This is a genomic window from Spirosoma agri (genome assembly GCF_010747415.1).
GTDB classification, from domain to species: Bacteria; Bacteroidota; Bacteroidia; order Cytophagales; family Spirosomataceae; genus Spirosoma; species Spirosoma agri.
Window position 1 is genome coordinate 752,358 of record NZ_JAAGNZ010000001.1, and the last position, 25,489, is coordinate 777,846.

Consider the following 25,489-nt stretch of genomic DNA (forward strand, 5'->3'; position numbering starts at 1 on the left):
TCTTTTCCTTTGTATGTTTAATTAGTTTAATTTTTTTTAGTTTATGCAAACAGGTGTAGTAAAGTTTTTCAACGAAAGCAAAGGCTACGGGTTTATCGTTGAAGACGATTCCAATCGTGACATTTTTGTTCACATCACTGGTCTCAATGGTATTACCATCCGCGAAAAGGACCGGGTGCAGTTCGAAGTAGTTGATGGAAAAAAAGGCCTCAACGCTGTGAAAGTGAAAAAACTAGAGTCAGATTATTAAGTAGTAAACCTTATCCTCTTTTATCACTGACCACGAAATAACAAACCCCGCTCGAAATCCGAGTGGGGTTTTTCTTTACTTGCCGTAGGGCGGGCGGGAACCCGCTATGGTTGGTTGAACTGGCGGGTTCCCACCCTCTATCTCGGAGACTATCAACGCGGGCTCGTTCAATGGTTCAACCAACTGTAGTAGGTTCCCACCCGCCCTACAGCGTTATTGACCCGTCCAGTTACGTACATCGGCGAGACTGGGCATGGGCACATCCAGTTTTAGCTTTTTGCGGACACCACCCAGGTCATTGAACAGCTTGTTCGGATTGGCCGTGCGCAGTTGCTCAACCGTTAGAAAACCAAGTTTTTGTACGGCGGGTATCCAGGCTGCCGGAACGCCAGCGTCCACAAAATCACTATCCTCCGATTGTTCCAGTTTCTTTTCGGGGCGCATCTGGGGGAAAAACAATACGTCCTGAATAGAAGGCTGGTTGGTCATGATCATGGCCAGCCGGTCGATACCTAAACCGACGCCAGCGGTTGGTGGCATTCCGTATTCGAGTGCTCGCAGAAAGTCCTCGTCCAGCGCCATCGCTTCTTCATCACCCCGTTCGGCCAGCCGAAGCTGCTCTTCGAAGCGTTCGCGCTGATCCAGGGGATCGTTCAATTCCGAGTAGGCATTGGCAATTTCTTTTCCGTTGCAGATGGCCTCAAACCGCTCAACCAATCCCGGCTTGCTGCGGTGCTTTTTGGTCAGGGGCGACATTTCAACGGGGTAATCGGTAATGAACGTCGGCTGGATCAGGTTTGGTTCGCAGGCATCACCAAAGAGTTCGTCGATCAGTTTCGACTTGCCCATTGTGCTGTCTACCTTAATGTTACGACTTTCGGCTACTGTCCGGAGTTCAGCCTCGTCCATCGCGGATACGTCGACCCCGGTATATTCCTGAATGGCTTCGAACATGGTCAGGCGTTTCCAGGGGCGCTTGAAATCGATCACGTTAGAGCCAACGGTCACTTTGGTGGTTCCGGCAACGTCCAGCGCTACTTTTTCGACCATTTCCTCGATGGTATCCATCATCCAGAGATAGTCTTTATAAGCAACGTAGAATTCAACCTGCGTAAATTCCGGATTGTGCGTCCGGTCCATCCCCTCATTCCGAAAGTCCTTCGCAAATTCGAACACCCCGTCGTACCCACCGACGATAAGCCGTTTTAAGTACAACTCGTTGGCAATCCGCATGTAGAGCGTCATGTCGAGCGAGTTGTGATGCGTGCTGAACGGGCGCGCTGTAGCCCCACCGTGAATCGGCTGAAGAATAGGCGTTTCGACTTCCAGATACCCTTTCTGACTCAGAAACTGCCGAATCGAGTTAACGAGTTTGGTCCGTTTGACGAATACATCGCGCACCTGCGGATTAACGATCAGATCGACGTAGCGCTGCCGGTACCGTTGTTCAGGGTCGGTGAAGGCGTCATACGTTTCCTTTTCTCCGTTCTCGTTCACAACTTCCTTCACAACCGGCAGGGGGCGCAAGGCTTTGTTCAGTACCGTAAATTCCTTCACGTAGACCGACAATTCGCCGGTTTTGGTCGAGAAAACGTGACCACGAACGCCAATAATATCGCCGATGTCAAGCAGTTTTTTAAATACCGTGTTATACTGTGTTTTATCCTCGCCGGGGCAAATATCGTCGCGCCGGAAGTAGAATTGAAGCCGACCGGTCGAGTCCTGAATTTCGGCGAATGATGCGCTCCCCATAATGCGAAAGCCCATCAGTCGACCCGCCAGTTGCACCGACCCCCAGCGTTCGTCGCCGGATAGGTCCATTTCAGGAGTCACCTCAGCGCCTGGGTCGGGCTGGAACGTCGTCCGGATGTCAGCAATGGTTGTTGTTACGTCGAATAGCGGAGCTGGGTAAGGGTCAATACCCATCCGGATCAGTTCTTCTCGTTTTTGTCGGCGGTTTATTTCTTGTTCGCTCAGTTGCATGATAATCAATAAGTTGACCAGCCAAAGCAATGGGCTGGCCAAGAGTTGAGGGTGCAAAAATAGTGAAAAGGATTGGCGTTTGCAGGTATAGGATCGAACGTTATGGTCAATGTGAGCGCCAGCCGATTCCGTTGGCAGTGCCGATTTTGCGGATTCGATACAATACGCATCCGAAACGGTGCACGTTGTATGCCCCGGCTGCCCTAATTTAGCAACTCGATTCGTAAACTCTATTGCCATGCGTTCTCTGCGTACCTTATTAACTTTGGTCATTCTTTTCTTCGTTCATCAGGCTGTTTTCGCGGCTAAAATCGATACGGTAGAGACCTACAGTGCTAGCATGAAAAAATCGATCAAAGCGGTTGTCATGACGCCGGATGGGTATTCCACAGACAAGGAATTACCGGTTCTGTATTTGCTTCACGGATACGGTGGCAACTATAGCGATTGGGTAAAAAAAGTGCCCGCCATCCGCACAGCCGCCGATCAACACCAGATGATCATCGTTTGCCCCGACGGGAATATCGGGAGCTGGTATTTCGACAGTCCGGCCGATCCTACGTTCCGCTATGAAACGTACGTTGCCGATGAACTGGTAACGTGGATCGACAGTCATTACAAAACGGTCAAAAACAGGTCGGGTAGGGCCATCACCGGGTTGAGTATGGGCGGACACGGCGCGTTGTATCTGGCCTTCCGGCATCAATCCGTTTTCGGGGCTGCCGGTAGTATGAGTGGGGGTGTGGATATCCGACCGTTCCCCAATAACTGGGATATGGCCAAGCGGCTTGGCACTTACGCGCAATTTTCGGAACGCTGGGAACAAAATACGGTGATCAACCTGCTTCATCTGCTTACACCGGGTGCCTTATCGTTGATTATCGACTGCGGAACGGAAGACTTTTTCTTTCGTGTCAATAATAACCTCCACGAGAAGTTGCTGGAACGCAATGTGGCGCACGACTACATTACCCGCCCCGGCGGGCACAACTGGACCTACTGGACAAATGCCGTCACCTACCAGATGCTATTTATGCGTCAGTATTTCGATCGGCAAAAGGAAGTGACCCGCTAACTTGATCTGTAGGCTATGTTCTCGCTGGTTGGTCGTCCATCCGTATGCCGTATCTCTGAGATACGGCATACGGATGGACGGTTTCAGTGCTTGACGCTGGGCAGGAGAAAGCTTACTAGTTTGCCCTCAATAATCGAAAGAAATGTCGCCCAAAAGCCGTTTCTTTGTACTATTATGCATTTGTTTATCACCTCGTTAAATTCGGGCAGTAACGGGAACTGCTATTATGTGGGCAACGAGCGGGAAGCCGTGTTAATCGACGCGGGAATCTCCTGCCGGGAGACCGAAAGGCGAATGCTACGCCTGGGTTTGTCCATGCAAACGGTAAAGGCCGTTTTTATCTCGCACGAACATTCCGACCACATTCGGGGTGTCTCGTTATTGGCTAAAAAACATCAATTGCCCGTCTACATTACGCCTGGTACACTGACCAATGCGAAAATACCGCAACGGGATTTTCCGCTCAAAGCGTTACGTGGGTATGAACCTGTCCAGATTGGCGATTTGCGCATTACTGCGTTTCCGAAGCAGCACGACGCTTGCGATCCGCACAGTTTTGTGATTGATTACCAGGGGACCCGAGTTGGGGTTTTTACCGATATTGGCGCGCCCTGCGAACACGTGATCGCTCACTTTAGTCAGTGCCATGCCGCTTTTCTGGAAGCGAACTATGACGAAGAGTTGCTGGAAAATGGCCGCTATCCGCATCACCTAAAGCGACGGGTTCGCGGAGAAAAAGGGCATCTGTCCAATCGGCAGGCGCTGGACCTATTCAAAACGCACAAGCCCGATTTTATGAGCCATGTGCTGCTGTCACACCTGTCGAAGGAAAATAATTCTCCGGAACTGGCCCGCGATTTCTTCGCTCCTCATCTGGACGCTACCGAGCTGATTGTCGCATCCCGCCACGAAGAAACGCCCGTTTACCGAGTTGGTGTCAACCCGGCAGTGCTTCAGCTTTCGTAAGCCAACACAAGAACAGTAAGGTACAGCCGACCAAAAACCCGCAACGGAACACGTTGCGGGTTTTTTAGTAACGATTTATTCGCGGGTTGAACAGCTCACAAACATTGAAAGCGGTCGATAAACTGTTGCCGGAAATGTCGTCCCAGAGGCACTTTATGCTGCTCGATACTAATCTCATGTTCTGAGAATAGATCAACTCTGCGAATATTGACAGCGAACGAACGGTGTACACGAACCAGTGTATCCAGACGCAGTCGTTCCAGTAAAGAACTGAGCGTTTGCCGAAGAACAAACTTGCGGTTCACCGTGATTAGCGAGACGTAGGTGTTGCTGGCTTCCAGCAAAACAATGTCGGTCAGGAGTACTTTAATGAACTGATAATTGCTTTTGATAAAAATACTGTCGTCAATCCTGAATATCGCTTCCTGTTTGAATCTGCTTTTTTTGAAAATCGATCCTTCACTGGTTTCTAATGCTTCCTGAGTTGCAGTAGATAGTTTCAGGCGCTCGTCCAGATCACCAGCGACAACCTCGATAGTGTGAAACAAATCGTCAAAACGAACGGGCTTGTGCAGGTATGTGACCTGACTGGCGGTGGTCGGGAAGGTTTCTGGCTCAGTGCCTGACTCGGTCAGATAGATAATAGAAACTGGGTTGAGCATTAGAAGTTGACGTACGGTCTCTACGCTGCTCCAGCTTCCCCTCAACTTGACATCGCAGAAGGCTAAATCGAATGCTGTTTTCTTATGAATGCCGACAGCCGCCCGGCCCGTTGTAGCCGTTTTGACGGCGTAGCCCCCGGAACCCTCTAAAACCTGTGCCAGATACGTCGTTGAGGATGTATCCGGGCTTATTAGTAGCACGTTGCGTTTGCTGGTTTTCATGGTGTGGTGTGTAGGATTTTGATAATCAATAGTTTGTGCGCGCAAAGTGCGGGGGTAAAGTAGGGCCGTGTGCTCATCAATGTCAACTTCTTGTCACACCCTTTTTAGCGTACGGTAACTGGAATCGATTGTGCATTATACAGTTAATGTTGATTACATACAATAAAATGTTCTTTAAGGACAAATGATGGTTGTCTACAACCCTTTCCGAACATGGTATTCTTTTATACTTCACCTTTGTTTCGTCTTCACTGACACCCGCTTTGCTGGTCAGACCAGCGAACAGGGTTAATGAAAGACACTATCAGATGCACCATTTAGTCTCGTCTTCCATGAAAAAGTTGGTTCTCTCAAGCCTGGCTGTGCTATCCGCATTTGTCGCATTTTCTCAAAACCAGGCAATCATCAATCAGCAGGGCTCATCGGGTAATCACGCTACCGTTTCGCAATCCGGGACTGGTAATAGCCTTGTTCTCAATCAAAACAATACCGATTCCAGCAACAGCAGGCAAGAGGGAAACCGGATTAGCCTGCGGGTGGATACAAACACCCAAACGACGATCAACCAGCGCAGTGATGGACCCAACTCGGTCGAACTGTCGCAGGCGGGTCAATCTTCGGCGGTTATCAATCAATCGTCAGGAACGGACGACAACACGGTGACATTGCTTCCTGGCCAGAAGCCGGTCATCCAGCGGCACAGCTCTTCGAAACGGCGGCAGCGTCGGCACTAATGCGCGCTTCTATTCATGTCAGATTTAATCCAAAAGTTTATCCACAATGAAAAAAGTACTAGTCACCGGTACGGCTCTGCTGGCCTTTGCCGCAACAGGATTTGCCCAGTTCAATGAAGCAACGCTGAATCAGGCTGGTTTGTACAACGATGGTAAAGTGTACCAGAGCGGTATAAACCACGACGCCACCATCAATCAAAATGGAAATGGGTCCAGCTCGTCGTTCAACAAATCGACATTAGCGCAGGAGGGGGTCAATCAGGGGGCGGTTTCGACCCAGACGGGCCACGGCCATGAGGTAAATTCGTTACAGAGAGGGCAGGATAACAATGCTTATTTTACGCAGGATAACGCCAATTCGTATGCCTTCTCGCGGCAGTATGGACAGAACAACTATATCTCGTCCAGCCAGATAAGTGTAGATGGAACGGCCGCGAAAGCTGATTTCCTCCAGGAAGGAAACCGGAATCGTGCCTACCTCGTCTACCAGTCTGATCAGGTAATAGGTTTGGACATTACTACGTCGGTTATCAAGCAGCGCGGTAATGACCACGTCGCTTATCTGACCCAGCTGGGCGATGCGAACGCAGGCGAAATTTACCAGAGTGACAACTGGGGCTATGCCTGGGGCTATCAGTCTGGAAACGGGAACAAACTGCGTATCGATCAGAAGGGTTCGGCAACGTTTGCCGACCAGAATAAGGTAGACATCTATCAGTATGGCAATTTCAACCAGGCGAAAACCTATCAGGATGGTGTGCGGAACCGAATCGGGCTCGTGCAGTCTGGCAATGGAAACAACTACGCTGATATCAACCAGTTTGGTTCCGACAACGTAGTGAGAGGCACGGGAGGAGACACGTTTGCCCGTCAGATGGGTGTTGGCAACAACCGGCTCGAATCCCTGCAAACGGGTAATGGTCAGACGCTATATGTCAATCAGAACGGCAATACCAACATGGGATTTGTGCGGCAGACAAACTAGTGGACTAATTGGAGACTCAGGCTGCTGCGCTACGGAGTAGCCTGAGTCTTGACTACATCCTTATCCATTCCACACCCATGCTAACGACAATGATACGGTTCATACTGGCTTTGTGTTTAGGTAATGTTTCGCTGAGCGCATCGGCTCAGTCGGATGTGTTCTGGACGCAGACGGGTGCCGGACCAAACACGCAGGTTCAGCAGGCTATTCAGGCGGGTAACCGGTCGGTATCGGCCGGGTCAACCGTGCTGATCGATCAGGCTGGTAATGACAATAAATTGACGACCAGCAGTCAGGGGAACGCCAACGTGATGCTACTGCGGCAGACGGGCAATCAGAATCAGCTCGAACTGAACCTGACCGGGAACGATAATCGATACATGGTTGACCAGATCGGCAATCGGAATGTACTGGACATGCCCAATGTACGATCGAATAACGTTGATGTTCAACTCATTCAGCGGGGCGATGGTAACCAGTTGATCCGGGAGGGCGGCCTTTCCGTTGGTGTGCCCATGCGTATCGAACAGACGGGCGGCATGAAGGTGATTCTGACCACGGGTTATTTCTGAACGGTAGTGCAAACACACCTGATTTTTTTATTGATCGCCTTATGGCTAACGACTGTGTCGGTCTGTGCCCAGGGGCTGCCCGACGAGTTGACGGAACTAATGACCGAGGACTCGCTCGTGGAGGGAATGATGGACGAGAATGGCCCGTCGAGTATCGTGCTGGACATTACCCGCACGAAAATAGGACGGGATTTTTACGAATCGTTCTACCAGCAGTGGAGCAGTTCGCCACTGAGTCTACCCGTAAACGTATTCGGTGATTCAACGCAGGCCGGTTCCCGGTCGTCGACGGTTTTCAACCTGAATGAGTTTGTCGTTACGATTGAAGAATTGCCGTCTGCCGGTAATCTATTGGCGAACATAGTGTCGGTCAGTGTTGATAATGAGCTACTTTGGCAGCAATTCGTGCCTTCCCGTCGCGATGTGATCAATGAGCTGGCCGCCAATGCCGTCGATATTGTCCGGGTCTATTTTGCGGATATACAGACCGTAACCACGCAGCTCGGTAACGAAGACCAGCGTGGAACAGGAATAAAATGATCGGCAATGCCGGACTTTAGGTAACGCTGGTAGAGTCGAATAGGGGATTACGCGTACTACAATTCACACCACAGTCAACGGAAACTTCATCTCATGAAACGACTATTACTTGTCGGTTTGTTGGTGCTTATGGGCCTGGCCGGGAGGGCGCAATCGCTGGTCTATCATCCGAACAATCCAGCGTTTGGTGGTAACACCTTCAACTATGCCTGGATGCTTAGCTCGGCGCAGGCGCAGGACAAATTAAAAGACCCGACCGCCCCCAAAACAACGTCTTCGTCGGGTGCGCAGACGAATGCGCTGACCAATTTTTCGCAGACCCTTCAAAATCAACTCCTCAGTCAGCTGTCCCGCAATCTGTTCACCAGCCAGTTTGGTGAGCAGGGTCTGAAAGAGGGAACCTTTCAATTCGGCGATTTGCAGGTAGTTGTTGCCAACGGTACGGATGGAATAAATATCCAGATTACCGACGGTAAAGGTGGGCAAACGACCATTACGGTGCCCTATTTCTGATGACCTATCCGTCAGTCTAATTACCTAAATCGACCTTATCCATGCTAACTGAATTCTTGAAAAGGGCGGCCTTTGTGCTGGCCCCTGCCATCTGTTGCTGCTTATTACTGGGTTGCAGCGCTTACATGCATCAGCCCAAAGGTGTCCGCTCAGCCCGGTTGGGTGAAGAAACGGCGGCTACCGGCTCGTTGCGGACGCTGCCTGAACCGAAAGAGAAAATTTATGCGGCTGTGTATAAATTCCGGGATTTGACGGGCCAGTACAAGCTCACCGAAACCGGGTCTAACTTTTCAACCGCCGTTACGCAGGGAACCACCAACATTCTGATGAAAGCGCTGGAAGAAAGCGGCTGGTTTGTCCCCGTCGAACGCGAGAACGTAAGCAACCTGCTGAACGAACGGAAAATCATCCGGTCGAGCATGGCGCAATTTAAAAGTGAAGACAGCAACCTGCCCCCGCTCTTGTTTGCCGGACTGATTATGGAAGGAGGAGTCGTTTCGTACGATGCGAACATTATTACCGGTGGGGCTGGACTGCGCTATTTCGGTACGGGCGGTTCGACGCAATACCGGCAGGACCGGGTTACGGTCTACCTGCGGGCTGTGGCCACCAAAACCGGGAAGATTCTTAAAACGATTTACACGTCAAAAACCATTCTGTCGCAGTCGGTGGATGGCGGGGTGTTTCGATTCGTCAATTTCAAACGCCTGCTCGAAGCCGAAACGGGCTTTACCACCACCGAACCGGCTCACCTTGCGGTGACGGAAGCCATTGAAAAAGCCGTTCATTCGATGGTGCTCGAAGGAGTTCGCGACAGCTTATGGGCTGCGTCGCCAAAATCGGTTGCGCTGATCGATAATCAGTTGAGAGCCTACGAAGAGGAACGGTCTGAAATGAGGCAGACGGATGTGTTCGGGGCGCGTGAGCAGATGGCGGCTCCCCGAATTGTGGCGCAGGGCTACGGGTCGGTTTGGCGTTATCAGGGTGATTACGCGGTTCCGCAGAATAAATTCGGGTATGGTGCTTCACTGGAACTGTACGTGATTCCTCACTTGGCCATTCAGGCGAATGTGGCTACCGGTACGCTGGCCACGCGCCACTTTCTGAACATCGATCTGAATGAGTTCACGGGTAACCTAGTGTATCGGGCCCTGCCCAATCAGCGATTCACGCCGTTGATGTACGTGGGCGCTGGTTATACCATTCGAAAACGGGCTTTACAGCTGGAGCCGGCCAACCAGAAATATGTCACTGTTAGCGGAGGTGGTGGTCTCGAATACCGACTTTCGGGTATCCTGGGTTTGCGCGGGACGTTCGAATATCACCAGCCGTTGACGGATGTGCTCGATGGTCTGGCCGCTGGCACCCGTAACGATTATTACGTCCGGGCCAATGCCGGTCTGGTTCTGATTCTTGGTCATTTCAGCCGCCGTTGAACGCACCAGCCTACCCCTGTTAGTACCACACCAACCCCAACTTTGACCGACAATGAACAACCTGATTTTACGTATACTGGTTGGCGCACTCTTAGTGACAACCTGGAGCTGCAATGAAGATTTATACATAGAGCCGAATAGTTACAGCTCCATTCGCGGACAGGTATTGATCAGTGACACCCGAAAGCCGGCCACTCGTGTGCTGGTGCGGCTTAGCCCGACAAGCCGTAGTGTTGAAACCGATTCACTAGGAAACTTTCGGTTCGATAGTGTGCAGACGGGCAAGTACACGCTGCAAACGACGCTGGCGGGCTACCTCAGTGAGTTTGCCGCTATTGAGGTGAGTGAGCAGGGATTGACGGCTATAACCCTGTTATTACGGACCGATAAGAGTCAGAACAAACCGTCTACTGCGCCTGTACTCGTTGCACCCAAGGCTGGATCCGATACGCTCCAGACCTCCCTGACGTTACGCTGGAAAGCGACCGATCCTGACCGTGATTCACTAACGTATGATGTTATGGTGTATCAGGATGGTGTGGTCGCTCCTGTGCTGACATCACTGGACCAGAAATCCGATACCCTTCAGGTAAAAAATCTGGCTTACAACGCCGTTTACTACTGGCAGGTAACGGTCAAGGACGGGGCCAATGCCGTGAAGAGCGATATCTTCTCGTTCCGCACCCGGCCTTTTCCTGAGTTTACGTATGTGTACGCCAAACGCGTGAGTGGTCGGTTACAGCTATTCACGTCCAGCGGAGCAGGGTCCGAAATTCAACTGACAACGCAGGGGAGCAACTGGCGGCCAGTGGTTAGTCCGAATAGTCGGGAAATCGCGTTCATATCGAACATAAATACGAACCTGCACCTGTTCGTCATGAACCGGGATGGAAGTAATCTGCGGCAGGTTACGACAGTCCCGATGGCGGGTATCGTTCCCGCCGATCTGTCCTTTTGCTGGTCGCCGGATGGTACGCAACTCCTCTATCCAAGTAACAATAAACTGTATGCGGTACTAACGAACGGTACTGGTCTTCGTGTCGTCTCCAAGTTGGCATCGGGTCAGTTTTTTTCGGGCTGCGACTGGGCGGAGCAAGGTAACCAGATGGTGGCCCGATCGTCGAGCAGCGATCCATATGATAATAAGCTTGTACTGGTCAGTTCGCGGGTCGATTCGGTTAGTGTACTCTACGACAAGCCAGGCCGACTGAGTAATCCGATCTTCTCAATTGACGGAAAAGAGATTCTATTCAGCTATGATGTCAGCGAATTCAAGAATGAGCAGGGCCGTCAGCTCAATGCGCACATTTATCGACTCGTACTTGGAACGGGGACTGTCGTCGATGTATCGGGAAGCAGTAAACCGACCGGCACAAACGATCTTGAGCCGCGTTTTTCGCTTAACGGCGCTAAAATTATCTTTACCAATGCCGACAATGCGAATGAGAATCAGCACGGCGTCTATACGATGGATACCAGCGGCCAAAACCGGACGCTGATCGCGAATCAGGCCGAAATGCCCACTTATCGAAAATAACCCGAACTGCTTTCACCCAATGACCCAAATGGATGGTTTTCCAGCTAAACGGTACTAGATACGCCACATCTTCAAGATATGGCGTATCTAGTACCGTTTAGCTGGAAAGCATGCCCGGAGAACGAGATTTTGCCGGCTGGTCATAAGACAACCCACATCACATTGATGGGCATCTTACGACCAGCCCGCTTTTTGTTGGCCTTGTGGCAAAAATAGACCGTTCGTCTAAAAGTTCGTACGGAATCAGGCGATCTATACTATTATTGTGACATCAAAATGATATCAATATTTGGCTCTAGACTTTACGACAATGCAAGAGAAAAAGCTTACGTCTGCTTCTGGTTATTTGTTTTTGCTGGTTGGCCTGCTGTGTCTGGCCTTGGCCGCACTCACACTGTTCATGTTTGTTCGGGACTACGGACCGATACCCGCATTGGTACTGGCAGCAGTCGGTATCTTCATTTTGAAAGGCATCATGGTCATCTACCCGAACGAAGGATTGGCTGCTACTTTCTTTGGTGATTACGTCGGAACCATTAAACAGACGGGTCTGCAATGGGTAAACCCCTTGTACAGTAAACAGAAGATCAGCCTGCGCGCCCGTAACCTGAATGGGCAGATGCTGAAGGTGAATGATAAAATGGGTAATCCGATCGAAATTGCGGCCGTTGTTGTCTGGCAAGTATCCGATACCGCCAGAGCTTTGTTCGACGTCGATAACTACGTCAATTTTGTGCAGATTCAATCCGAAGCCGCCGTTCGGTTTCTGGCGAGTTCCCACGCTTACGACAACATCGAGGACGAACACGAAACGGTTACCTTGCGCGACAACACGGGCCTGATCAACAAATTTCTGGAACAGGAACTGGATGAAAGGTTGAGTCAGGCGGGCGTTCGGGTGATGGAAGCGCGTATCAGCCACCTGGCTTATTCGCCCGAAATTGCGGGAGCAATGTTACAACGTCAACAGGCTACGGCCGTTGTGTCGGCCAGAAAACAGATTGTTGAAGGGGCCGTCGGCATGGTCGAAATGGCGCTAAACCGGCTGGCCGAAAAAGGCGTTGTTCATCTGGATGAAGAGCGTAAAGCTGCGATGGTGAGCAATCTGCTGGTTGTCCTGTGTGGTGAAAAATCAGTTAGTCCGATCGTTAACACCGGAACCCTGTATCAATAAATAATTCATCCGTAAGTCGGTACTGTGAACAAATGATGTTTACAGTACCGGCTTACGGATGCATGGCTATCGTCCCCATTGATTTATGGCTGGAGAAAAAAAAGCGTTTGTGTTACGGATTCAGCCCGAGACGTTGAAGGAACTTGAAGGGTGGGCGCAGGAGGAGTTTCGGAGCGTGAACGGACAGATCGAGTACCTGCTGAATGATGCGCTTCGGAAACGGAAAAAACGGACCAAAGACGTAGCGGACAATGAGCCTGAACCGCCTGCCGACACATGAACGGGGGTTATTCCTGCGCGTTGCTGGCTGCTTTGACCGAAGCTGTTTCGGGATCTTGCTGTACCAGAAAATTGTAATGATCGACCACAACCAGCCGTCCGAGTAGGCTGCGCTCGTTAATGTTATGCGTATCGACGTACTGTTGTATTTTCTGCGCATAGGCAGTCATCAGGGGCTCGTAGATATCCAGGTAGAATCGGTCAAACGCCCGCAACCGACCGGCATCGTAGACGAAATAGCAGAACAGGTCCGTATTCTGAGCAAGTTGTGGCTGGTCATTGTAGTAGGCCGGATGACTAAAAGACCGTTTGAACAGTCCACGTGGCCGACGTATTTTGCGCACTACGGCCAGTGGCCCGTCCATATAAATTTCATAGAAACCTCGTTTGTCACGGGGGTCAACTTGGTCTGACAAGGCGATGAAGCTGCGTTGTTTGTCCAGCTTGGTATCGAACCACCCAAACTGCTCAACCTGGCTGGCCGAAAAAGCACAAACACGTCCGTTGGGCTGGCGGAGTAAAACGGTTTCAGTTGACCAGTTATAGGATAAATCCCCGTATACAATTTCCTTGTTGGAAAAGGTCAATTGGCCACTGTGCCAACTGGTTGTTGGTAACGCAGAAGCCGAAGCTATCGATAAGAAAAGAATAAGTAATGCCGTAGGTAAGATTAGGTATCTGTTTTTCATGACCGCTGCTGATTGATTGAATAAAATGCCTGCGAGCCATACAGTGTCTATTCGGGGAACTGTATCAACTCTTACAGCAAGTTAACGAAGCGGTAAGTATCTAGTTATCAGCGGAAAAATTGTCCTATTTGCTTCTGTTTAATTATGTGTAGATAGAATAGAACGGATTAATGAAAAGAGGGGAGGTGTAGCATTATTTTATTTTTTGCTTACAACGAATCGTGTATCAACAGTTATCCTGTGGTACCAGATTTTTTTGCCGTATTCTTAATTACTTGATATAATGCAAAAAAGGCACCCAATTAGAAGGTGCCTTTTTTGCATTATATGCTGAAATTCTAGTAAAGACTGACCGATTCGGTAGGGACTTTCAGTGAGGTAACATGCGTAGCACGTACTTTCAACTGGTTGTATTGGGTGATCAGTAATAGTCGGGCAAACGTACTGTTTAAATCCATGTGCAGTGTTCCGGAGTAGTGCGCCAGTTCATCGGAGAACTCCTGTTGCATTCGGGGCCAGAGTTCGGTATCGAAATCAGTCAGATTGGTCATGCGATCCCCTTCGAAAACGTAATACGTGAAGTTATCGACCCGTTTCAGCATCATATCATCTACCGCTGATGCGCTGGGGTTGCCAATTTTGATCGGGTCGCGCGCATGACGAAGCCGCCGGTAGATCATCATTGGTCCGATGCCGATCTGCTCGAGAAAAAGCGATCGATTGAAATTTTCCTTCACCGGATAATCGACCGTTTTGAATGTACGGAGTGTATTCAGCGTAGCGTCGAAATACTTGAACCCGCTAACCTGAAAGGCAGAGAACGCCTTTATTATATTGCCTTCCCGGTACTGCACAATCTCGGCTTTCCAGTTATAACTCAGGTCACCGGCCAGCACGGTACCGTTCGTCAACGATAATTCGCCATGACTCCATATCGGTTTAGCCAGCCCTTTGCCTCCCACAAAGCTTAGCAACAGTATTGATACTAGTAAAGACTTTCCCATAACGTCTATCCCTGTAAATCAGGCCAATTCGGCGATTAAGCCCTTGTTGAACAGGAAATTGGGCGTATCGGAAGGGATTAACTAGCAATACTTATTAAGTGGTATTAATTGAGTATTTAGTTGCATTATTTACGCAAAATTAGATTTGCTCATTCACAAGTAGACGCATTATTTTATGGGCGCATAGCTTTACCGAAGAAGGATATTTTGCAATAAGTCCTAAGCGCAGATGAACCTAAATTTTGAGATTTTCTTCTGGTAAATATTTCAGATACAGGCCAATAGAGGCATAAATGGCCCTACTGCACCAATCCCGATTGTGAATGGTATCCGTATCGAAAAATCGATTTATTGAATCGATTCGGTGACGGTTTCGCCGATCAGCCGCACGCCATCCAGTGTCAGCGAGGGAATGATGTCGGTGAAGGCATCCCGTAGGGAAGGAATTCGACCCGATAGGCCGCCGGTAGCCACCGCAATGCAATCGCCGTTGAGCTCGGCCCGAATTCGCTCCAGCAATGAACGAACAAGCCCCTCATAACCCAGCACGATGCCAGCCTGAATGGCGTGCGTAGTACTGGTGCCAAGCGCTGAAGCGGGTACTTCAATGGGTACTTCCGGCAACTGGGCCGTATTGGCAAACAAAGACCGGATGGCTGTTTTTAGCCCCGGCGCTATGGCTACGCCAATGATTTTCCCCTCACTCGAAACGGTGGTGAAGGTCAACGCCGTGCCAAAATCAACGACGACACAGTTCTTTCGGTAACGCGTATACGCGGCAAGTGCATTGGCTACCAGATCGGCCCCGATTTCGTGCGGTCTCAGAATCTCAAGGGGCAAAAGGGGATAAATACCTGGTCCAACGACAATCGGGTCTAAACCAAACAACTCCGTCAGCATCGCCCGCATGGTCGGTGTCAGATCGGGGACAACGCTGCTGAGAACGGTCGTTTTGATACTGCTCAGCGGAACGCTTTCTTCCAGTAACCACAACCGAAGTCGTGCCTCATACGAGGCCGCCGATTCATCGCGTCGGGCGGGGGTTCGCCAGATGTGTTGCCAGCTGGTTTGGTTATAAAGGCCGAAAACAGCGTCGGTGTTACCAATATCAACGATAATCTGCACGAGAGCGGAGAAGGAGACGGTTGCCGGGGCGAAATAAGGGGAAAAACGGCAGATTCCCGCACTATTGCGCTCATTCCTGGATTATCGACTGATTATCAGGTGGATGAATGAATCTAAAAAATGGCTTTTTTCGGCTTGATCGCCATGAAATCTTTCAGGTAGAAAGGCTCGAACGTAACCATATCCTCAAACTGCCCCGCTTCAAACGCTACTGTAGCCAGCTTGCCAATGGTTCGGGCCGAGGGAATGATAAGCTGATCCGGGAAGATAGCCGTTGGAGTAGAGCCAAGAATTGCCTGGCATTTGGCCGCCCCATCACCGAAAAACACGACCGGGCTCTGGGCCAGCCAGTCGCCAAAAGAGTGCTCGTCAATAATCTGGGCGCTGGTTGGTGCCAGCTCCCGACCCGACGCGTCGAACAAAGCGCAATACACCTCCATCCGCCGGGCGTCGATCATGGGACATAATCTGTAGTTTGCTGGGTAATGCGCGCGAATCTGCTCGGCCATACCGACTAACGTATTGACCGCCAGCAGGGGTTTGTCCAGGGCGAAGCAAAGTCCTTTAGCGGTAGATACGCCAATGCGCAGACCCGTATACGAACCTGGACCTTTGGCAACAGCGATGGCATCGACCTGATGCAGCGCAAAGCCGCTGTGCGTAACGACCTGTTCAAGCAATGTCGTGAGCATGGCCGCTGATGTGCGCTCAGTAAAAAGTTCGTAAGCGCCCAGCAGCGTGCCGTCTTTATGGAGTGCTACAGAACAGGCAGCCGTCGAGGTATCAAGCGAGAGAAGTAACATAGACAGGATGAGCGATGGCGGGTAGACGCTTTATTGTGTCTGCCCGCCATCGCTGGTATTATTTGCCTCCTTTCAAGATCGACGTATAGCGACCCATATCTTTGAAGAGGGCAAGTGCGGCTTTTAATTCGGGGTCGGTGGCGAAAGAGGCTTCTTTCAGCCCTTTCTGGAGGTAATAATGACCCGCTATTTCCTGCTCCAACAAAGTCCGGACTTCGGTTTTGAACGTCATCATGTCCGCGTCTTTGCTGTGCGAAACCTTTGTTTTCAGGGCTTTTAGCTGATCCTGAATCTGATCAAAGTATTTCTCTTTCTTTGCCGAGGCTTCCAGCGTGCCGAGGTCCTTTTCAACCTGTGTCGTGTAGTCATATTCCTTATCGGCGGACCACTTAACAAAATCCTGGTATTCAGCGTCAGTCAGGTGAAACTCACGAGCGGGTTTGATCGTCGGGTGCTCTTGACGGTACTTCACGGCATAATCGAAAATCAACCCTTTGTTGGTCAGGCTCAGTGCAATCGGCGTTGGCGTCTGTGCATCGGTGACAACGTCGGGTAATACGCCACCCCCGTCGTACACCACCCGACCTGCTTTGGTTTTGAAAGCCGTTTTGAGCGAATCCGGAATCTTACCGACGCTGCCATCGGCGTTGCGGTGGCTATAATCAATGGCCTGAATGCAGCGGCCACTCGGAATATAATACTTCGCCGTCGTGATTTTGAGCTTCGTATTGAACGACAACTCCCGCGTTGTCTGCACCAGCCCTTTACCGTACGTCCGCTGACCGATCAGTACGCCCCGGTCGTAATCCTGAATTACACCCGACACAATTTCAGCCGCCGACGCGCTATGACTGTTTGTGAGCACAACGATCGGAATTTCGAGGTCGAGCGGTGTGTTCAGGGCCGTGTAGGTCTTGTTCCATTCCGTTACCTTTCCTTTGGTCGTTACCACCTCCGAATCTTTCGGAATGAAAATATTGCAGATGTCGATGGCCATGTTCAGCAATCCACCCGGATTCTCACGAACGTCGAGCACCAGCTTTTTCATGCCTTTTCCTTTCAGTTCCTGAAAAGCGGTCCGCACTTCACGCGAAGCCGTTGCCGTAAAGTCCTTAAGATCGATGTAGCCCACGTCTTCGGAAATCATACCGTAATAGGGCACGTTGGTCATCTTCACCACGTCGCGGCTGACGGTTAGGTCGAGGGGCGCTTTTTGACCGTACCGCTGAACGGTGAGCTTAACTGCCGTATTGGTCTGTCCTTTCAACAGTTTGCCCGTATCGGCATCCTTGCGGGTTTTTATATCGACTCCATCGATCTTAAGAATCTCATCCCCGATCTGGAGCCCTGACTTTTCGGCGGGGGTGCCTTCATAGATCATGAGGACGATGCTCTTGTTTTGCCGTTGTCCGATCAGCGCACCGATGCCATTGTAACGACCGGTGGTCATGGTCATGTAATCCTCAATTTCGTCTTCGGCAAAGAAGTTCGTGTACGGATCGAGGGCTTTCAGCATACCGTCGATGCTGGTTTTCACCATCCGGTTTGGGTTGATCTCATCGACATAATACATGTTCAGCTCCTTGAACAGCGTAGCGTAGATATCGAGGTTACGTGCGATCTCGAAGAAGCGGTCGTCGGTTTTCATCGCCACCAACGACAGGCTTCCGGCTAGCGCACCGGCAAGGGCAAGGGATTTCCACTGTTTTTTCATAACCATATGGCGTTCGGGAGCCGGTTCAGGCCGTTAGTTTATCGATAAATTCATCTTTGTCGTCAACGAACAGCGCAATTCGACGTACAGATCGCTGACTACCCAAAGGACCTCTTGCTTCAGTAAGATTCCAAAGAGTTAGCAGCACATTTGGCGTTGACAGCAAGGTGCCGTTCATTGTCTCTGGACTAGGCGTAGGCTTATCACGTATTGAATCTACTCGTTTGATGTGTTCTTTGCTAATGTATACTTGGCCGCGTAAGCCGAATCGTAGCAGTACGTGGTCATTTCGAACAAGTACGGGTCTTTTGACAGAAGCTGTTAGATCGGCTACTAAAAATAAAAGACCGTATAACCCCACTAGGGTTGCTATCCAGGCTGCTGTCGGGTTCCAGCGATTTATCAGCAAGTGTATACCTGCTGTTTCGATCAGGCCAACCAGAATAATGCCTACAGTAAGTGCCACCTGACCTGATTTTCGGTATGTTGTAAAAACAGAATCAGCCTCTATTTTCTCAACCGGTGCCCACCATCCGAACAGGCTATAGCGAAGTACCGAGAGTTCACTTACTAAAATACGATTGAGTGCAGTACGTCCTAGAACAGTATCGAGACTTGCCTGCATATTTATAACGAAATCAGGGTTAATTGCCTGCAACTGTCGATAGTGCCGGAGAATATGCCGGATTTGTGTCAGCACATAGCCCGCAATTGTCAGCTCTACAACTAAAAGTCCGTTTCGTAACAGGCCAATCAGATGGAACTGATTCCGGGGCAGGATAAGCATCGTTACTACCATCGCTCCCCCTAGAACGAACAGTAAACTTCGAATGGATAAACCGAACCGACGGACAACGAACAGATAAAAGAGTAATGGAATGCCAACGATCAAGTCGAAAATAACGCCTGGTGCAAGTTGTCCAGCCCGTTGACTGAACGCAGCCGAACGCACTACGGCCATCTCTACAAAAACAGTCAGCAACGCTAGTCCGATAAACAAGGCAATCCAACGAAGTTTGACAAGGGGTAGGTGGATGGACATTTTTTAAAACGATAGAGAGATGCCACGTAAGGACCTACCGAAATTACATCTTTTTCAGGACTAATTTCATGCCCTTTTCTATTTCTTCAAACGAAATTATCTGCTTAGCGGTATACAAGAAGGCAATGTAGGCGGGTGATAACTGATTCGGCTTGAGCAACGACTTATTCAGCCGGTACGCTTCGCGGACGCGCCGACGGATCAGGTTGCGATCGACGGCCCGTTTAAATATACGTTTTGGTACGGTAATGACGATGGCGGGGAGGAAGGGCTCATCGGGTGCGGGTGGGTCGGAGTGGGGCATGTAGAGCACCCGAAACGGAAAAAGGTAGAACGTCCGCACAGTCTGATTCGACCCGGTCGTACTACCCTTTTTAAATAACTCACCCAGAACTTTTTTGCTGCAAAGCCGCTCCGATTTGGTAAAGGTTTGCTGCATACTACTCGTTAATTGACAGTCAGATGCCATCAGGTCAAGCGAATCGGCCGACTGTCGACTAACGACCGGGTACTACAGTTTAAAGCGTTCGCCTTTTTTCTCGTCCGAAACGGTCAGTTTGTGACGACCTTTAGCCCGGCGGGCGGCCAACACTTTACGGCCATTGGCGGTTGACATCCGTTCGCGGAAGCCATGCTTGTTTTTCCGCTTACGGTTCGATGGTTGGTACGTTCTTTTCATGATATATCTTCCCTAAAACCTTTGTTTTTCCAAATGAGTCCGCAAAGATAGAAGAATGCCTTGATTTTACCAAGACCGTTTTCGGAAAAACGTTTTATCTATAAGCGAGTTAGGGAATAGAATACGGGCAAATGAGGATAATGCTGATAAATGAGTACTTTGATACCAGGAAAATTTATTTGTTCTGAATCACAAAGCAGGATCAGGTTCGTTCGTGCTTCGATGCGCTCCGTAACCCCGTACCTTCGTTTCTATAATCGCCCAATTTGAATCACCTATGCATTATCGTCTGTCTGCCGATCCTATTTTACCCCACTATATCGCCGTTGAAGCCCAGCTGACTGGTATTCAGCAGCAATCGGAGATCGAGTTGCAGTTGCCTGCCTGGCGGCCTGGACGATATGAGTTGCAGCAATTTGCCAAAAATATTCAACGGTTCGAGGTGATCGATGCCACTGGCCAGCCATTATCCGTTCGCAAAATCACGAAAGATCGCTGGTTGGTCGAAACCGACGGGGCTACCGAACTAACGGCCCGCTACAACTATTATTCGCTGCTGCCAACACCGAATCTGCTCAATGCGGGCAGCAGTTTTATCAGCGAAACGTTGCTTTACGTTAACCCGGTCAATCTGTGTTTGTATGCGGAAGGGCGCATTGATGAGCCCTGTACGCTCGAACTAGCCATCCCCGATGGATGGACGATAGCTTGTGGCCTGGAACAGCTAAACGCTAAAACGCTACAGGCAGCTGACTTTTATGAACTGGTCGATTCGCCCCTGATCGCAGCCCCCGTCATTCAACACGTTCAATACGACATAAACGGCGTTGCGTTCCATGTCTGGATTCAGGGCGGGCGACGAACCGATGGGGAAACAACCTTTGATCATGACCGGATTGTCCGCGATTTCAGTCGGTTCTCGGCAACACAGTTGGCGCTCTTCGGGGAATTTCCCGAAAAGGACTACCACTTTCTGACCCTTGTTTTGCCGACGCCTTATTATCATGGTGTCGAACACCGCAACTCGACGGTACTGGTGCTCGGTCCGAACGATGAAGGCGAAGGGTTGTACCTTGACTTATTGGGCGTATCGTCGCACGAGTTATTTCATGCCTGGAACATCATCCGGATTCGACCTGTCGAAATGCTGCCGTACGACTTTACGAAGGAAAATTATTTTCAGACCTGTTTCGTCGCCGAGGGTGTAACCACGTATTACGGCGATCTGATGCTTCGGCAGTCGGGCGTGTTTGACGATGAAGCGTATCTGAAAGAACTTCAGGTGCTGTTCAAACGGCATTTCGAAAACAACGGCCGGGCTTTTCAGTCGCTGGTCGAATCATCGTGGGACCTGTGGCTGGATGGCTACGATAAGGGCGTGCCAGATCGTAAAGTATCGGTCTATCATAAAGGAGCCATTGCCGCTTTGATCCTGGATTTACACATTCGAAAAGTAACGGATCATGCCCGCTCGCTGGACGACGTGATGCGAATCATGTGGCAGCAGTTTGGCAAACCGTTCATTGGCTATACACTAGACGATTATCGCGCGGTGACCGAATCGGTAGCGGGCGAATCGCTGGATTGGTACTACGATCTGTGTATTCTGGGTAATCAGCCGCTCGAAGCCAAACTGAATGAGTACCTGGGCTGGGTAGGGCTGGCCGTGACGTACGAAGAACCCAGTTCTGAATCCATTGGCGGGGTACGCCTGCTGGAGCTAGATGACGCGATGGGTAATCAGCACCGGGCTCGCTGGTTTAAAGGGGAGCTTACGGAGCAACCGCACGAAGGACCTATTCCGGACGAACAAGCCGGTAAGCAAGTCGTGGCAAAATAACAGATCGAACAACCGACCAGGATCATCTACCCATTCCCCCAGCCTGCTATGCAACCGTCACCAACGCCTGTACTTACGTTCGATGAATACGTCAAGCACGATGCAACGGCTCTCGCTCAACTCGTTCGTTCCGGTGAGGTTACGCCTGCCGAACTACTCGAAACGGCTATCGCCCGTGCTGAAACGGTCAATCCGCAGTTGAACGCTATCGTCACACCTTTGTACGAAAAAGGGCGCGAGCGGGTCATGAATTTGCCTCCATCAGGAGCGTTTCGGGGTGTTCCTTTTTTGTTAAAAGACCTGGAGTTCGACTGGGGCGGCACACCCATGAAAATGGGAAGTAGGGGTTACCAGACGCACGTGTCAGCGGAGGATAGCGAAACCGTTCGGCGATTGAAGGCGGCTGGTCTGGTTTTTTTCGGTAAGACCAACACGCCCGAATTTGGTCTGACCCCCTATACCGAATCCAAACTATACGGGCCGGCCAGAAATCCGTGGAAGCTAACGCATTCGCCGGGTGGATCGAGTGGTGGGTCAGCCGCAGCCGTGGCAGCAGGCATCGTACCGGCGGCTACCGCGTCGGATGGTGGCGGGTCCATTCGGATTCCGGCGTCGTGCTGTGGCTTGTTTGGTTTGAAACCCTCACGGGGACGGGTGACACTTGGTCCGCGCTTTGGTGAGTTATGGAATGGAGCCGTGGTTGGTCATGCGGTGACGCGTAGTGTGCGCGACAGTGCCGGATTATTGGACGCCGTTGCTGGTCCATTGGCGGGTGATCCGTACGGAATTGCGCCACCGGAACGCCCGTTTGCGGACGAAGTAGAGCAGGAGCCGGGTAAACTGCGCATTGCCTTCTCAACGCAAACGCTCATTGCCTCACAGCCCGTCGATCCGGCGTGTATAAAAGCGGTGCAGGAAACGGCTAACTTGTTGGAGAGCCTGGGCCATACGGTTGAGGAAATACCACTGCCATACGAGAAAACCATTATAACGGAAGCCTTCTTTGTGAATGTGCTGAGCGAAACGGCGGCAACGCTGCGCGAACTGGGCGACTACCTGGGCCGACCCGCTCGGCGCGACGATGTTGAGCTAAACACCTGGGCGCAGGCAAGGCTCGCTGAAGGGTTCTCGGCAGCTGACGTAGCCTACCAGAAACGGCGCTGGAATTCGCTCAATCGCAGTATGGGCCGCTTGCACGAAACGTATGACCTGCTCCTGACGCCTACCTTACCACGACCACCCATTGCCATCGGAACCTTTCAGAATACGGCCTCGGAGCAGCGACTACTTAAACTGGTCGATTCGCTGGGGGCGCTCAAATACCTGAACGGTAGCAAAACGGTAGATGATCTGGCCGAACGTTCGTTGGGGTATATTTCCTTCACGGTCATTACTAACATGACTGGTCAGCCTTCGATGTCGGTCCCGTTGCACTGGTCGCCCGATGGGTTGCCCATTGGTGTTATGTTCGCGGCCAAACTCGGCGATGAAGCTACCTTGTTCCGACTGGCGGGTCAGCTGGAACAAGCCAAGCCGTGGTTTATGAAACGCCCCGCCATTTAGCGTACGTAGGTTGGACGACCACGTCCGATAACCACTAGTTTATGATGGGTAAATGGCGTCAATAAGCAGCCCCAGCTTCGAGAAGCTGGGGCTAACTGCTATACACGTACGGGTTGCGGTTTGGCAACTGGTTTGTCGTTAGGAGCAAAGCGATCTTTCAGTTTCAGGAACTGCTTCTCGAAGTATTCGTAGGAAAGCCAGGCCAGCAGGGTTGTCAGGGCATAACTCGTCACGTAGAGAATGATCGAGAAACCCAGACTGTACGGCAGAAACTGGCGGATAACGTACAAGCACAGAACAATCGCAATCGGGTGATACATGTAAAGCCCGTACGAAATCTTGCCCATGAAGTTGAACAGCGGCTTTTCCAGGTCGATGACCGAGTTCGGATTAGCCGCTAAGTTCATTAACAGAAAGACGAAAAAGAGCGCATAGCCTTCGTAGTTCAATCCCGGAATCCGAACGCCCGTTGCGAGCAGAACTGCCAGAATCGCGTAGACTACCCACTGAACCGATTTACGGTAGAGCACGTCCAGAACAGGGCTTTTCTTGAAAACCAGATACGCGCCGATGCCACCAATCGCCATCGTGCCGATCCGGAAATGGGCCAGAAAATCCGACACCAGCAGCATCGTTGTTCCCGCTTCGGGAGCTGTTGATCCGGGGCCGTAGCGGAGCCAGAAGAAGCCACCCGCCATAACGAGGGCAATACTTGCCAGCACCAGCAGCGTTCGGCGCGGACGCAAACTACCGATGAGCCATGGCCAGATCAGGTAGAACTGTTCCTCCACGCCAATCGACCAGGTATGCGAACACAACGGCATTTCGTGGTAAAACGTCAGCGCGATATTGGGCATCACCAGGCCGAACAAGGCCAGTTTGGGCCAGAAATGGTCATTGGCAAATTCCGACACGCCCGGAATGTATAGCGCTGGAATGTGCGGAAAGACAAAGAAGCTCAGGCCAATGATCCAGAAGTATAAGGGCCAGATCCGCAATATGCGCCGGACGTAGAAATTGCCAATATGAATCCGGCCTGACGACTGCTTTTCGGCCAATAGCAGGTAGGTGATCAGAAAGCCGCTCAGTACGAAAAACAAAGCAACGCCCAGACGCCCGGCCTGATAAACGACCGGGTGCTCATTGGTATGTGTGAAGGTGTCGGTATAACCGAAAGTCGTTTTGAACTGCTCGATGTGGTGAAACACCACCGACGAGGCTGCCAGAAAACGAACTCCGTTAAACCCACGAAAGTAGACGGCAGAGGGGTTGTTGGCCGACATAGTAACGAATACGATTCAGCCGTAAAATTAACAAAAAAAGTAACCTTGGTCACCAAACCCGCAACGAGAAAGCAAGGGTATTAACATCGTATTGAGTAATCGGCTTTTCTGATGCGTAAACTCTACGACGAGAAACCGCGACTACGACCACCAAAGAAACCACTGCGCCCGCCCGATGGCCGTGTCGTGCGGACAACGCGGGAGGTGCGGACATTCTCGCGAAGCTGCTGTGACCGATCGTAGGTAGCCGCATTGGCGTAGACACCGGAACCGTAACGACGTTCATCATTACGATATTGCGGAGCGGTGGAGCGACCCAGCATATAGCCTAACCCCCCCCAAAGCAATACGTTGGCCAGACCATTGTGATGCTGGGCTCCGTACGCACCCGGATTGTTCAGATATGTGTTCGTCGATTTGTCCGATTCGACCAGCTTTTTGGCCGCTTCCACGCTAAGCGTATCGCGGTGACCGTCGAAATAGTTGACAATAGCACCCGCCTTGTCGGGTTCGGCCTGCACTTCGTCGGTGATCTTAAAGTTGCCGGGTGCTGTTTCGGTGATGAACGTCCGGACGCCACGTTTAAAGCTCGTTTCGGTTTGTTCGGTCTGTTCCTCGTCAGATCGGTTATTGCCGCAACTTTGGAGTATGGACGCACCATTGAGCAGGGCCATACTTAATGTGGCACTAAGGGTAATATCTTTAACGCGCCGAAGAACGGCATGCTTGCGGAGCGGTGTCATAACAGGAGACGTTTAGAACTGCTAAACTACCGCACCCTCCATTGGGTTGCAAGAAGATAGGGATAAACCGTTGTGA

26 protein-coding genes are annotated in these 25,489 nt (G+C 50.9%); 14 read left to right on the forward strand and 12 right to left on the reverse strand.

Going from position 1 to position 25,489, the window contains the following annotated elements:
• Positions 1–43: 43 nt before the first annotated feature.
• Complete coding sequence (locus tag GK091_RS03160) at positions 44–250, forward strand: cold-shock protein (RefSeq protein ID WP_164035162.1); 207 nt, start codon at positions 44–46, stop codon at positions 248–250.
• Positions 251–463: 213 nt separating this feature from the next.
• On the opposite strand, the gene lysS is transcribed toward GK091_RS03160, so the two are convergent.
• Positions 464–2,233, reverse strand: coding sequence for a lysine--tRNA ligase (lysS, locus tag GK091_RS03165; protein WP_164040531.1), 1,770 nt, complete (start codon positions 2,231–2,233; stop codon positions 464–466).
• A 238-nt stretch (positions 2,234–2,471) separates the two neighbouring features.
• Here lysS and GK091_RS03170 point away from each other — a divergent pair, with 238 nt between their 5' ends.
• Positions 2,472–3,308: an alpha/beta hydrolase gene (locus GK091_RS03170; RefSeq protein ID WP_164035163.1), complete on the forward strand. Its 837-nt coding sequence runs from the start codon at positions 2,472–2,474 to the stop codon at positions 3,306–3,308.
• Positions 3,309–3,482: 174 nt separating this feature from the next.
• On the forward strand, positions 3,483–4,274 hold the full coding sequence (locus GK091_RS03175) for an MBL fold metallo-hydrolase (protein ID WP_164035164.1): 792 nt from the start codon (positions 3,483–3,485) through the stop codon (positions 4,272–4,274).
• Positions 4,275–4,369: 95 nt separating this feature from the next.
• On the opposite strand, the gene GK091_RS03180 is transcribed toward GK091_RS03175, so the two are convergent.
• Positions 4,370–5,158, reverse strand: a complete 789-nt coding sequence (locus GK091_RS03180; RefSeq protein WP_164035165.1) for a LytR/AlgR family response regulator transcription factor — start codon at positions 5,156–5,158, stop codon at positions 4,370–4,372.
• 332 nt (positions 5,159–5,490) lie between these two features.
• Here GK091_RS03180 and GK091_RS03185 point away from each other — a divergent pair, with 332 nt between their 5' ends.
• From GK091_RS03185 to GK091_RS03225, 9 genes are all read left to right on the forward strand, one after another.
• Positions 5,491–5,892: a hypothetical protein gene (locus GK091_RS03185; RefSeq protein ID WP_164035166.1), complete on the forward strand. Its 402-nt coding sequence runs from the start codon at positions 5,491–5,493 to the stop codon at positions 5,890–5,892.
• 46 nt (positions 5,893–5,938) lie between these two features.
• Complete coding sequence (locus GK091_RS03190) at positions 5,939–6,877, forward strand: hypothetical protein (RefSeq protein ID WP_164035167.1); 939 nt, start codon at positions 5,939–5,941, stop codon at positions 6,875–6,877.
• 89 nt (positions 6,878–6,966) lie between these two features.
• Positions 6,967–7,449, forward strand: coding sequence for a hypothetical protein (locus GK091_RS03195; protein WP_164035168.1), 483 nt, complete (start codon positions 6,967–6,969; stop codon positions 7,447–7,449).
• A 6-nt stretch (positions 7,450–7,455) separates the two neighbouring features.
• Positions 7,456–7,989 (forward strand): hypothetical protein, encoded by a 534-nt coding sequence (locus GK091_RS03200; RefSeq protein ID WP_164035169.1) that lies wholly within the window; start codon positions 7,456–7,458, stop codon positions 7,987–7,989.
• A 93-nt stretch (positions 7,990–8,082) separates the two neighbouring features.
• Positions 8,083–8,502, forward strand: a complete 420-nt coding sequence (locus GK091_RS03205; RefSeq protein ID WP_164035170.1) for a curli production assembly/transport component CsgF — start codon at positions 8,083–8,085, stop codon at positions 8,500–8,502.
• Positions 8,503–8,543: 41 nt separating this feature from the next.
• Positions 8,544–9,938 (forward strand): CsgG/HfaB family protein, encoded by a 1,395-nt coding sequence (locus GK091_RS03210; RefSeq protein ID WP_164035171.1) that lies wholly within the window; start codon positions 8,544–8,546, stop codon positions 9,936–9,938.
• Between the two features lie 52 nt (positions 9,939–9,990).
• On the forward strand, positions 9,991–11,475 hold the full coding sequence (locus GK091_RS03215) for a carboxypeptidase-like regulatory domain-containing protein (protein ID WP_164035172.1): 1,485 nt from the start codon (positions 9,991–9,993) through the stop codon (positions 11,473–11,475).
• 310 nt (positions 11,476–11,785) lie between these two features.
• Positions 11,786–12,649: an SPFH domain-containing protein gene (locus tag GK091_RS03220; protein WP_164035173.1), complete on the forward strand. Its 864-nt coding sequence runs from the start codon at positions 11,786–11,788 to the stop codon at positions 12,647–12,649.
• 85 nt (positions 12,650–12,734) lie between these two features.
• Positions 12,735–12,929: a ribbon-helix-helix domain-containing protein gene (locus GK091_RS03225; RefSeq protein ID WP_164035174.1), complete on the forward strand. Its 195-nt coding sequence runs from the start codon at positions 12,735–12,737 to the stop codon at positions 12,927–12,929.
• A 7-nt stretch (positions 12,930–12,936) separates the two neighbouring features.
• Here GK091_RS03225 and GK091_RS03230 read toward each other — a convergent pair whose 3' ends face one another.
• From GK091_RS03230 to rpmH, 8 genes are all read right to left on the reverse strand, one after another.
• Entirely contained in the window at positions 12,937–13,617 is a 681-nt protein-coding gene (locus GK091_RS03230) for a hypothetical protein (RefSeq protein ID WP_164035175.1), read from the reverse strand.
• Between the two features lie 338 nt (positions 13,618–13,955).
• Positions 13,956–14,621: a hypothetical protein gene (locus tag GK091_RS03235; RefSeq protein WP_164035176.1), complete on the reverse strand. Its 666-nt coding sequence runs from the start codon at positions 14,619–14,621 to the stop codon at positions 13,956–13,958.
• Positions 14,622–14,969: 348 nt separating this feature from the next.
• On the reverse strand, positions 14,970–15,746 hold the full coding sequence (locus GK091_RS03240; protein WP_164035177.1) for a type III pantothenate kinase: 777 nt from the start codon (positions 15,744–15,746) through the stop codon (positions 14,970–14,972).
• 113 nt (positions 15,747–15,859) lie between these two features.
• Entirely contained in the window at positions 15,860–16,549 is a 690-nt protein-coding gene (gene tsaB, locus GK091_RS03245) for a tRNA (adenosine(37)-N6)-threonylcarbamoyltransferase complex dimerization subunit type 1 TsaB (protein WP_164035178.1), read from the reverse strand.
• A 58-nt stretch (positions 16,550–16,607) separates the two neighbouring features.
• Positions 16,608–18,263 carry a S41 family peptidase gene (locus GK091_RS03250; protein WP_164035179.1) on the reverse strand — a complete coding sequence of 552 codons (1,656 nt, stop codon included), beginning with the start codon at positions 18,261–18,263 and terminating at the stop codon, positions 16,608–16,610.
• Between the two features lie 25 nt (positions 18,264–18,288).
• Positions 18,289–19,305: a hypothetical protein gene (locus tag GK091_RS03255; RefSeq protein WP_164035180.1), complete on the reverse strand. Its 1,017-nt coding sequence runs from the start codon at positions 19,303–19,305 to the stop codon at positions 18,289–18,291.
• A 43-nt stretch (positions 19,306–19,348) separates the two neighbouring features.
• A complete protein-coding gene (gene rnpA, locus GK091_RS03260; RefSeq protein WP_164035181.1) occupies positions 19,349–19,744 on the reverse strand; it encodes a ribonuclease P protein component in 396 nt (131 codons plus the stop codon).
• Between the two features lie 72 nt (positions 19,745–19,816).
• Positions 19,817–19,984 (reverse strand): 50S ribosomal protein L34, encoded by a 168-nt coding sequence (gene rpmH, locus GK091_RS03265; RefSeq protein ID WP_164035182.1) that lies wholly within the window; start codon positions 19,982–19,984, stop codon positions 19,817–19,819.
• A gap of 277 nt (positions 19,985–20,261) precedes the next feature.
• Here rpmH and GK091_RS03270 point away from each other — a divergent pair, with 277 nt between their 5' ends.
• Entirely contained in the window at positions 20,262–21,824 is a 1,563-nt protein-coding gene (locus GK091_RS03270) for a M61 family metallopeptidase (protein ID WP_164035183.1), read from the forward strand.
• A 48-nt stretch (positions 21,825–21,872) separates the two neighbouring features.
• Complete coding sequence (locus GK091_RS03275) at positions 21,873–23,387, forward strand: amidase (RefSeq protein ID WP_164035184.1); 1,515 nt, start codon at positions 21,873–21,875, stop codon at positions 23,385–23,387.
• A 98-nt stretch (positions 23,388–23,485) separates the two neighbouring features.
• Here the strand turns inward: GK091_RS03275 and GK091_RS03280 are convergent, their stop codons facing one another.
• The gene (locus GK091_RS03280) at positions 23,486–24,670 is read right to left on the reverse strand and encodes an acyltransferase family protein (RefSeq protein WP_164035185.1); all 1,185 of its coding nucleotides are present in this window, start codon (positions 24,668–24,670) and stop codon (positions 23,486–23,488) included.
• 122 nt (positions 24,671–24,792) lie between these two features.
• Positions 24,793–25,413, reverse strand: a complete 621-nt coding sequence (locus GK091_RS03285) for a hypothetical protein (RefSeq protein WP_164035186.1) — start codon at positions 25,411–25,413, stop codon at positions 24,793–24,795.
• Between the last annotated feature and the right edge of the window lie 76 nt (positions 25,414–25,489).